This window comes from Bacillus sp. JJ675, assembly GCF_036963165.1.
Classification (GTDB): domain Bacteria; phylum Bacillota; class Bacilli; order Bacillales; family Bacillaceae; genus Bacillus; species Bacillus glycinifermentans.
Window position 1 is genome coordinate 23,124 of record NZ_JBALMR010000066.1, and the last position, 9,293, is coordinate 32,416.

Annotated in this window: 11 protein-coding genes and 1 riboswitch; of the genes, 5 read left to right on the forward strand and 6 right to left on the reverse strand. The window is 44.9% G+C overall.

The features are described 5' to 3' along the window. Nucleotides 1-16: 16 nt before the first annotated feature. Together V7126_RS17315 and V7126_RS17320 are read left to right on the forward strand one after the other, a co-directional pair. Nucleotides 17-1,225 carry an iron-containing alcohol dehydrogenase gene (locus V7126_RS17315; protein ID WP_335497942.1) on the forward strand — a complete coding sequence of 403 codons (1,209 nt, stop codon included), beginning with the start codon at nucleotides 17-19 and terminating at the stop codon, nucleotides 1,223-1,225. A 114-nt stretch (nucleotides 1,226-1,339) separates the two neighbouring features. After that, complete coding sequence (locus V7126_RS17320; protein ID WP_046132339.1) at nucleotides 1,340-1,921, forward strand: MOSC domain-containing protein; 582 nt, start codon at nucleotides 1,340-1,342, stop codon at nucleotides 1,919-1,921. Between the two features lie 52 nt (nucleotides 1,922-1,973). Here V7126_RS17320 and V7126_RS17325 read toward each other — a convergent pair whose 3' ends face one another. From V7126_RS17325 to V7126_RS17345, 5 genes are all read right to left on the reverse strand, one after another. Continuing rightward, nucleotides 1,974-2,459 (reverse strand): DinB family protein, encoded by a 486-nt coding sequence (locus V7126_RS17325; protein WP_236809849.1) that lies wholly within the window; start codon nucleotides 2,457-2,459, stop codon nucleotides 1,974-1,976. A gap of 124 nt (nucleotides 2,460-2,583) precedes the next feature. Next, nucleotides 2,584-3,231: a pyroglutamyl-peptidase I gene (gene pcp, locus V7126_RS17330; RefSeq protein ID WP_046132337.1), complete on the reverse strand. Its 648-nt coding sequence runs from the start codon at nucleotides 3,229-3,231 to the stop codon at nucleotides 2,584-2,586. Nucleotides 3,232-3,339: 108 nt separating this feature from the next. Beyond that, the gene (locus tag V7126_RS17335; RefSeq protein WP_269082056.1) at nucleotides 3,340-3,468 is read right to left on the reverse strand and encodes a hypothetical protein; all 129 of its coding nucleotides are present in this window, start codon (nucleotides 3,466-3,468) and stop codon (nucleotides 3,340-3,342) included. Next, nucleotides 3,469-4,581 carry a tetratricopeptide repeat protein gene (locus V7126_RS17340; RefSeq protein WP_046132336.1) on the reverse strand — a complete coding sequence of 371 codons (1,113 nt, stop codon included), beginning with the start codon at nucleotides 4,579-4,581 and terminating at the stop codon, nucleotides 3,469-3,471. Between the two features lie 233 nt (nucleotides 4,582-4,814). After that, a complete protein-coding gene (locus V7126_RS17345) occupies nucleotides 4,815-5,003 on the reverse strand; it encodes a hypothetical protein (RefSeq protein ID WP_046132335.1) in 189 nt (62 codons plus the stop codon). A gap of 158 nt (nucleotides 5,004-5,161) precedes the next feature. Between V7126_RS17345 and V7126_RS17350 the strand changes: the two genes are divergently transcribed. After that, nucleotides 5,162-6,157, forward strand: coding sequence for a processed acidic surface protein (locus V7126_RS17350; protein WP_046132334.1), 996 nt, complete (start codon nucleotides 5,162-5,164; stop codon nucleotides 6,155-6,157). A 66-nt stretch (nucleotides 6,158-6,223) separates the two neighbouring features. Continuing rightward, nucleotides 6,224-6,796, forward strand: coding sequence for a class D sortase (locus V7126_RS17355; protein ID WP_046132346.1), 573 nt, complete (start codon nucleotides 6,224-6,226; stop codon nucleotides 6,794-6,796). 15 nt (nucleotides 6,797-6,811) lie between these two features. Here V7126_RS17355 and thiT read toward each other — a convergent pair whose 3' ends face one another. After that, entirely contained in the window at nucleotides 6,812-7,396 is a 585-nt protein-coding gene (thiT, locus tag V7126_RS17360) for an energy-coupled thiamine transporter ThiT (RefSeq protein ID WP_175077073.1), read from the reverse strand. A 108-nt stretch (nucleotides 7,397-7,504) separates the two neighbouring features. Further along, nucleotides 7,505-7,604, reverse strand: a riboswitch (TPP riboswitch). A 157-nt stretch (nucleotides 7,605-7,761) separates the two neighbouring features. Here thiT and V7126_RS17365 point away from each other — a divergent pair. Next, entirely contained in the window at nucleotides 7,762-8,865 is a 1,104-nt protein-coding gene (locus V7126_RS17365) for a GntR family transcriptional regulator (RefSeq protein ID WP_216899526.1), read from the forward strand. The last annotated feature ends 428 nt before the right edge of the window (nucleotides 8,866-9,293 follow it).

Sequence of the window (9,293 nt, forward strand, 5' to 3'; positions counted from 1 at the left end):
AGGAGGAGAATCGCGAATGACTTTAAATATGAAAGTAGAAGCCATGAACAAATTCCATACGTTTGAAATTCCGACCGTTATTAAGCACGGAATCGGAGCCGTAAAGCATGTCGGGGAAGAAGTGAAAAAGCTTGGCGTAACGAAAGCGCTGCTTGTCACAGACCCGGGCATTCACAATGCCGGTGTTACAAAACCTGTCGTTGAATCATTGCAAGAAGCCGGCATTGAAGTCGTCGTCTTCAATAAAGTCGAACCAAATCCGCCCGTGCGTCTTGTAGCAGAAGGCTCAAAGCTTTACGCTGAAGAAAACTGCAACGGTCTTGTGGCGGTCGGCGGAGGAAGCTCAATGGACACGGCCAAAGCGATCGGAGTTGAAGCGACCCACGAGGGTACGGTGCTTGATTATGAAGCGGCAGAAGGAAAAAAACCGCTTGAAAACCGGATTCCTCCGCTAACGACGATTCCGACGACAGCAGGTACAGGTTCAGAGGTTACGCAATGGGCAGTTATTACGGATGAAGAGCGCGAATTCAAATTCAATACGGGAGGACCGCTGATCGCGGCGCATTTGACAATCATCGATCCTGAACTGCACGTATCGATGCCTCCCCATGTCACGGCGATGACGGGAGTCGACGCTTTGGCCCATGCGATCGAATGCTATACGATGAAGTTTGCGCAGCCGATTACCGATGCTGTCGCACTGCTTGCGATTGAATATGCCGCACATTATATCCGCAGGGCGTTTGCGGACGGTGAAGATCTTGAAGCAAGATACGGAATGGCTCAGGCGGCAATGCTTGCAGGCCTTTCCTACGGCAGCGAATCAGCGGGTGCGGCTCACGCGATGAGCCAGACGCTCGGCGGCATCATCCCGGTTGCCCACGGCCAATGCGTGGCGGCTATGATGGGACCTGTGATGGAATACAATTGGAAAGGCTACCCTGAAAAATTTGCGCGCATCGCAAAAGCATTCGGCATTGATACAAGCGGCATGACGACGGAAGAAGCGGCAAAAGCCTCCGTCAATTGGATGTATCAGCTTGTAGAGGATTTAGAGATTCCGGGCCTTGAAGAACAAGGCGTATCACCTGAGATGATCGAACGCCTTGCAAAAGAGGCGATGAAAGACCCGCAGACGGTCGGAAATCCGAGAGACCTAAATGAACAAGCCTACATTTGGATTTACAAACGCTGTTTTAATAAAACGCCGAAAACTATATAAGCCCATCCCGGAAACCCGCGTGTGCTTCCAAGCACAGCGGGTTTTAAAACGATTTGAAGAAAAAAAGGAAGCATTGTAAAATAATTCTCATATTCAAAAAAGGAGATGGGTTGAATGTGGGAAAGACGGAAAGCGACGGCGGAGAACGTATACATCGCCGATACCCCGTCATTTGTGACGGAGAAAAAAGAAGAAATTTCGATTGACTATGGAGGAATTCCCGGTGATCTGCATTTCGGCCTGACAAAGACGGCCGGCGCCAGGGAACCGATGTATAAAAAAGGTACGGAGATTTTTAACAGACGGCAGATTTCGATCGTCTCTGTCGAAGAATGCCTGGCGATTGCCGAAAGGCTAAACATCCCTGCTGTACTTCCGGAATGGCTCGGAGCCAATATCGCATTAAGCGGGTTGCCTCAATTGACGCATGTCAGGGAAGGAAGCAGACTCATCTTTCCGAGCGGTGCCGCGCTTTTGTGCGAAGGTGAAAATGAACCCTGCATCCAGCCCGGCGAGGTCATTCAAAAACAGTTTCCGGACAAGCCGAAGCTCGCTTCCCGTTTTGTACGCCATGCCATGGGCAGAAGGGGGATCGTTTGTGTCGTTGAACGGCCGGGAGTGATTGCACAAGGCGATCAGGTTGACGTATGGTCGTACTCACCGAACGCCGTAAAAGACGCAAGATCGTTCGCATAAGAAAGAAGGGGAGGTATGGAAATCCTGATGAACATGCCTCCCGAATGTCTTTTCACGACAATTTCTTTTTGATCTCCTGAATTTGTTTGACATGTCTTTTTTCATGATGGCCGATAAAATCGATCCATTGTCTCACCGTAAGCTCTTTAAAGACGGAATGAGGAAGCACCCTTTCAAAATCCTCCTCCTGAAGCGTGGCGATTACCGTTGTAAGCTGTGAGCGGGCATGGTCCAGTTCGGCTTTGATTGCCAGCAAATCCGTCGTTTTTCTCTCGGGCTCCAAAGAATCTGGAGCTTTTCGTTTGACAGACCGGTCTTCAGACACATGGACCGGCTTGGCTTCAATTGTTCGAAAAGGAGCGCTTCTGATTCGTTCCCTGAATAACCGGGCTGCCTGCAAATCGAGTTTTTTTAGGTGGTCAAGGACTTCCTGAATGCTCCATTCATCTTGTTCAGGCCTTTTGTTGATGTCATCGTCTGACAACTCCCGTATTTCGCTCCATGTTTCTTTTCTGGCCTCATTAAAAATGCTCATCATATCCCCTCCTATTGTCATTATTATTGTGAAACCTGGTAAAATAACCAAAATATCTCTTGGGGATAACCGCAGGGAGATTGCCAATACGCAGCGGTACGATCCGACTCATCCGCCGGAGCTCGAATCAGTCGAGTGAACCGCCTTGTTCGCGGATATCGGTTTCATGGTTGGCAGCCGTTAATGCCGCGATGCGCAGCGCTTCGACGATCACGTCAAGGCTAAGGCTCGGTTCTTTTTTATCGATGGTTTGTTCAGGAAGATAGGGAATATGGATAAATCCGCCCCTCGCACCTGATGATGAAAGGGCTAAATGGTGCATTAGCCGGTAAAATAAATGATTGCAGACAAAAGTGCCTGCTGAATTTGAGACAGATGCGGGAATCCCGTTGTGTCTCAAGTTTTGTACGATGCGTTTGATCGGGAGAGTCGACCAATAAGCGGCAGGGCCGTCTTGTGCAATGTTTTCATCTATAGGCATCATGCCTTCATTATCGGCGATTCTGGCGTCATCGATATTAATCGCTACCCGTTCGGGTGTGATATGCGGCCGCCCGCCGGCTTGTCCCGTACAAATGATAATGTCGGGCTGATGTTTCTCGATCGCTTTCTCCAAAACGACAGCCGATTTGCCGAAAACGGTCGGGATTTTTTCAGCTGCAATGGAAATGTCACCGGCCGTTTCACCATGAAGCCGCTTAACCGCCTCCCAAGCTGGATTGACGGATTCTCCGCCAAAAGGGTCAAAACCTGTCAGCAGCACTTTCTTTTTCATATGAATCGCTCCTGAAAAATTGGAATGGTATAGGCAATAGCCAGACTTTTTATAAGGTGCAAAATCCCCATTCAGCTATGCAGTGAATGGGGATTTTGAAGGAAATGTTTAACCGCCTGCTCCGCGGGAAGCCAGAAGGATATTGTCGCTCTTTGAAACCGCTTCGGATGGATGGTTTGCCAACGAAAAGCTCAGTACCGCCCCTAAAACAGCGGCTGCTAATAAAAACTTTTTCATTTATTCTCCTCCTCTTCCGGCAAGCTTGCTCGCCTTATCAGTTTTAATGTAGAAGTATATGGCTTCTTCATATAGCTTCTTTTCCCTATAATAATTCGCCACGTCCATTAATAATTCCTCTAGATCAACCCATGCTTTTTCAGTTTCTAGCTGGTGAACAAAGTCCTTGATCATTTCCATTTTATTCGGCGGGCTTGTGTATAATGTATGTAAAATTTTGAATTTCAGCTCGAATATTTTGCTGTTCATTTCGCGGGACTTTTTGAAACCTACATCGATCCATTGAAAAGCTTTGTCCTGTGAATTTGTTTTCAAAAGCGATCTTACGGTTTCGTACACACAGAGGAGATAAGCATATTGGGCCTTTGATTCAAAATCCTTGATGGCAAAAGCTTTATTGTAATATTTAAGCGCTTCCTCATGCTTTTCTTCCTTGCTTTTTAAAAAGCCCATATTATAGTAGGTGTAAGGTAGAAGAAATTGATCGCCGATTTTTTCCGTTCTATCGATCGCTTCATTTAATAAGGCTTCGCTTTCGGAAAATTTAAATTGGTCTATATAATTTAATCCTATCAGCATTTTGCAGTTGATAACCCGCTTGGTATACCCTTCATAGCCCTGAAAAATTCCGGCTGCGATATTGATATGGTGGATCGACAGCCAGGTCGCTTTTAAATTGTAGTACAGCACTCCGATTTTATAATGGAATTCAGCTTTTTCGATTTCGTTTTGAATCGCTCCGAGCCTTTTTTCCGCTATTCTGAAAAAATTGAGCGCTTCTGTGTGGTTTTGCTTATAATCTTCATAAATCCCTTTAAACAGATAAAAATAATAGTTCAGTTTATCATCCGTGCTCTTCGGATCATTGTCGTGAAACTCGATGGCTTCCAGCTTTTCGGTAGCAGATTGGCTGATATCTTCAAGTAGAAGCCGCAAGCGGAAATCAAGCATTTGATAATAAACAAGGACGTCCTGGTCTTCCTCCATCTCTTCAATTGCTTTATCTATGTCATCTTTCATTTCGATTGAGCGTGAAATGTCTCGTTTCTTCATCAGTATGTACCAGTCGTTCAGCATGTTGGCGACTTCTTGTGAAGCCACGGCTTTGCCCATTCTCTTCCCTCCAATCTTTTGTGAATTTTTTGTAAATTGAAGTTCTATTTATCATAGCATAAATTGCCGTCCTCTGTGAATAACGCCAAAGTGAGAGCTTTTCTTTTTTTGAGGATGATTGGCAGCGGAAAAACGGCAATTGTATACGAAATTTAAGCGTTTTGCCCCATTTTTACGGGTGATGAGCCCTTTTGGAACGGGGAAGCAAATGACATTCGAATCGTTTCCCCGGTCTAAATGGTCATTTTCCAGAAGAAATGCGAAAAGAAAGCAAAAACAACGCCCAACGGAATACAGGAGATCATAACGGTTCCGTCGACGAGTCCGTCAGCTCCGCTTATTTTCAGGGCTTCTCTGTAACCGATCAGGAAATGGATGATCGACAGAACGTAGCAAAAGAGCATCATATAGTAAGGATTCACGTTTATACCTCCTCTATTTCGCTTTACTATATTACATTCAGCGAGAGCAAAGATTATGACTTTTTTTAAATAGAGAAAACGATTTTAAATTTAATGCATGTATTTTAAAAAATTTCTATTATAATCAAAAGGTAACATATAAATAGGGGGTCAATTTTATGAAGAAAAGGATGATGGCGTTTTTGATATGCGCGCTGTTTCTGGTGCCGTCCGCAGAAGCTTTCGCCGCACCGAAACAGTCCGAGCTGAACGAGTATCTTGGAGAAATAGGGATGACAGAAAAAGAATTGGAAGCCTATTTGCAAGATACATATGATGAAAGTTTGAAAGGATTTGAATCGGCGGAGGAATTAAGAGATTTTCTTGGAGAAAGGCTCGATGAAAAACGGCTTGCTTCATATTTAAAAGATTACGGCTTAAATGAAAAAGAAGCGGTCAAACTTCTCGTTGATAATGGTTATATGGAAGAAGGGCAAAGCATCCTCGATGCCTTCATGTTTGAGTATGAGCTGGATGATGCGCTTTGGAACGTGACAACTGACGAAGGCGACGCGGCAATCGAAAATCCGTTTCAGGAGCTTGGCGTAGACGATCAGGAATGGGAAAGGCTAATAAAGCATCTTAGGAGCGTCCGTGAAAAAAATCCGAATCTTGAAGATGAGTTGATGGCGATTGGGGAGCGACTTGAAGCGGTTGCCGATTTTGAGACGGTAACGGAGCTGAAAGCGAAAGATATCGCTCAAATGCTGTCTATTTTACACGATCTTCAGCAAACCCTTGAGGTGAAAACGAAATATTATTTAGTCAAAGACGGCAAGAAAAAGGAAGTATCACTGACGACGCCTGTCAGCGCAGATGAACTGAAAGGGGCAAGCTTGCTTGTACAAGTTTACGATCTTGAAGGAAATTTCATTTTGGACGTTTTGCTGACGCCTGACATGATTGGATCAGATTTATTTCATGAAACAGGAGCAAAAGTGAAGCAAACCCAAACAGCCGTTCAACATGATACAAAGAAGCAGCATGTGAAAAAGACGGTAAGGGGGGCAAAACTTCCAAAAACGGCCGGGCATTATGCGGAATGGTCGATCCTCGGTTTCGTGCTGATCCTCAGCGGATTTTTCTTGATCAGAAGGCTTCGCAAAGCGGCGTAGACAAAGAGGTGAATTGACATTAGAGCATCCCGTAAAAAAAGGGTGATTTGGCTTTTGGCGATCGCCATGATAACGGCCGGGCTGTATGTTGCAGCTACCAATGCGTTTAAGCTTTTTCAAGGACGCACACTTTCCGCTCAGCAGCCGGCTGAGAAGAAGCCGGCTGAAAAGCCGTCTGTTCAAACCGGAAAAAAACAAAAAGCCGAGACAGTACGAACGTTTGAAACCGGTGAAAAAATCGGCGACCTTGTGATCCCGAAAATGAAGGCGCGGCTTCCGATTTACCACGGAACAGACGAAGACGAGCTTCAAAAGGGAGTGGGGCATTTTGCAGGTTCCGTGCTGCCGGGCGAAGATGACAACTCGGTTCTGTCCGGCCACCGCGACACGGTTTTCAGAAGGCTTGGTGAAGTCGGCAAAGGAGACCGGTTAATTGTTGAAGCTGAATATGGAACTTTTACATATAAAGTGAAAAAGGTGAGGATCGTCGATGCTGATGACAGGACCGTTATCGTTCCAAAACCCAGGGCGACATTAACCGTTTCGACCTGCTACCCGTTCGACTTTATAGGCTCTGCCCCGGAGCGGTACGTATTGGTTGCAGAATTAATAAAAACGCAAAAAAAGCGGAACCTATAAGGTGTCCGCTTTTTTTCATCTCTTATCAATGCTCCGTTCCAAAAGCCTCGGAGCCGTCAGCAGCAACAGGCACAGCACGATTGCGCAAATGATGAACGACGGGAGCATATATGTTGCATTATACGTTAATGTATAAATCCAGACCGGCGTCCCTTTGGGTGCGTAATTTCCAAAAAAGACGGCGCCGCTAATGACGTGGGCGAGAAATTTCAGTCCACTTCCGAAAAAGACGGCAACCGTAACATATGATACCAGCTTTCCCTTTGCTTTCGCCGCGGCAGCTTTTCGGATCGGACCGGCAAATAAACCGCCGATTCCTGCAGCTGTTGGTGCGATAAAATAATCAAGGAGAAACTGTACGGGGTGAACCGCATAAAGCCCCCCGGTGACAAACTGCAGCAATCCTGCTAAAAATCCGGTAATCAGTCCGGCCTTCAGCCCCCATCGAAAAGAAATTAAAAAGATCGGGATCATCATGATGGCGATGGAGCCGCCTTGCGGCATTTTCAAAAACATTCCTGAAGCTATGTCCAATACGATCGCGATGCCTGTCATGACGGCGATTTCAATAAGCCGGACAAGTTGTTTTGATTGATTCATTGTAACCCTCACTTTTGATGAACAAAGGGGTACTGGACTTCTTTCCCAATAAAAAAGCAATGCGGGGAAGGAATAGGATAGTTTCCACGCACTGCTTTGGATGCAATAAGTTTTACTTTGCCACATCCCTACGCCAGCGTTAACTAACAGGTTCAAAGGGTCAGAACGGTTTGTTCACTCTCAGCCTGAGGCTCCCCTTGTGGTCATCAAGATTATTTAGTTATTTTCTACTATACTAAAAAAAGAAACGAACGACAAGCCGTATTTTTCAAAATTTTTTGCTTAATTTCTCCAATAAGTAGCAAAAATTGAAGCTTTTCCTTTATAATAGAAATTATTCGTACGTACAAGATGGGGTTGATCTGATGAGTGAACATACAAAATACAGCATGGTCAAAAACCAAATTAAATCGTGGATATATGAAGGGAAAGTTAAGCCCGGGGAAAAAATTCATTCGGAAAATGAATTGATGAAAATTTTCGATGTCAGCAGACATACGGTCCGCCAGGCGATCGGCGACTTGGTTCACGAAGGTCTCCTGTATAGGGAGCAGGGGTCGGGAACATACTGTTCACAACGCCTCAGGCCTTCGGAAAAAGGCAGGGAAAGACATAAAATGATCGGCGTGATCACGACCTATTTGTCCGATTATATTTTTCCCTACATTATAAGAGGGATCGAATCGACGCTGTCGAGTGAAGGGTACACGCTGATCGTAGCGAGCACGAATAATGACATTGAAAAAGAAAAGCAGTGCCTTGTAAACATGCTTGATAAAGACATTGACGGATTGATCGTTGAGCCGACGAAAACAGGAAGCTTTAATCCGAATTTAAACTATTACTTGACGCTTGAGCAGCACCACATCCCGTACCTGATGATCAATCAGTTTTACCAGGAGCTGAACCCACCCCACTTTATTTTGGATGATGAATACGGCGGGTTTATAGCGACTGACCATTTGATCAAGCTCGGCCATGAAAGGGTCTTTGGTCTTTTTAAACAGGACGATATGCAAGGCGTCAACAGGATGAAAGGATTTATCCGCGCCTTCAGGGAAAACGGTCTGTCATTTTATCCGGAAATGGTTGTTACCTATGAGACGGAGAACAAAGAGGAAAAGACGATCACTGAAGTGAGAAAACGTCTGTCTTCACAAGAGCCACCGACCGCCATTTTCTGCTATAATGATCAGATCGCTCTTTTAGTGCTTGACGTGATCAGGGAATTCGGGCTGAAAATACCAGAGGACATATCGATTGTCGGCTATGATGATTCGCATTTAAGCCAGGCGTCGGAGGTTAAGCTGACGTCGGTAACCCATCCGAAGATGCAGATGGGAATCGAAGCGGCAAAATGGATGATCGCGAAAGTGGAAGGAAGGAATATGGATCAGCTGGAACACTCTAAGGTATACAAGCCGGAATTGATCGTCAGACAATCGACCGCAAAATTAAAGAACGGTTAAAATAATACTAAATGAGAGGCTGGATCACTGTCTTGAATCTTTACGATGGTGATCTTTTTAAATGCGTGACGATAATAATAAGAAACGCGGCCGGATATAATAAAGAAAAAAAGCGCCTGTCATATAAAACTGCGGTACATTAGAAAAGGACCATCTGCCAACGGCAGCGAGCGGGATTCATCCGGCAGCATGAGTTGTAAAGCGTATGACCCGATGGTTATTGTGTTCACGCTGATGACTTTATTATTTTTTAAAAAAACTATTGTGTTAAATGAAAATAGATGATATATTAATATTCGTCCTTAAAAAGACGGCTTTATAAAACAGCTGATTCAATATTTTTTAAAAAGTTGTTGACATTCACCTTGCTAGAATGTTATATTAATAAAGTCGCTTCTAACCGAAGCAAAAATGATCTTTGAAAACTA

What these genes read in the sequence shown, in the direction of transcription:
- V7126_RS17315 (WP_335497942.1), top strand. Translation starts at nt 17, where the DNA reads ATGACTTTAAATATGAAAGTAGAAGCCATGAACAAATTCCATACGTTT.
- thiT (WP_175077073.1), bottom strand. Translation starts at nt 7,396, where the DNA reads ATGAATCAATCAAAACAACTTGTCCGGCTTATTGAAATCGCCGTCATG.
- pcp (WP_046132337.1), bottom strand. Translation starts at nt 3,231, where the DNA reads ATGAAAAAGAAAGTGCTGCTGACAGGTTTTGACCCTTTTGGCGGAGAA.
- V7126_RS17335 (WP_269082056.1), bottom strand. Translation starts at nt 3,468, where the DNA reads ATGAAAAAGTTTTTATTAGCAGCCGCTGTTTTAGGGGCGGTACTGAGC.
- V7126_RS17355 (WP_046132346.1), top strand. Translation starts at nt 6,224, where the DNA reads ATGATAACGGCCGGGCTGTATGTTGCAGCTACCAATGCGTTTAAGCTT.
- V7126_RS17325 (WP_236809849.1), bottom strand. Translation starts at nt 2,459, where the DNA reads ATGATGAGCATTTTTAATGAGGCCAGAAAAGAAACATGGAGCGAAATA.
- V7126_RS17320 (WP_046132339.1), top strand. Translation starts at nt 1,340, where the DNA reads ATGTGGGAAAGACGGAAAGCGACGGCGGAGAACGTATACATCGCCGAT.
- V7126_RS17340 (WP_046132336.1), bottom strand. Translation starts at nt 4,581, where the DNA reads ATGGGCAAAGCCGTGGCTTCACAAGAAGTCGCCAACATGCTGAACGAC.
- V7126_RS17365 (WP_216899526.1), top strand. Translation starts at nt 7,762, where the DNA reads ATGAGTGAACATACAAAATACAGCATGGTCAAAAACCAAATTAAATCG.
- V7126_RS17350 (WP_046132334.1), top strand. Translation starts at nt 5,162, where the DNA reads ATGAAGAAAAGGATGATGGCGTTTTTGATATGCGCGCTGTTTCTGGTG.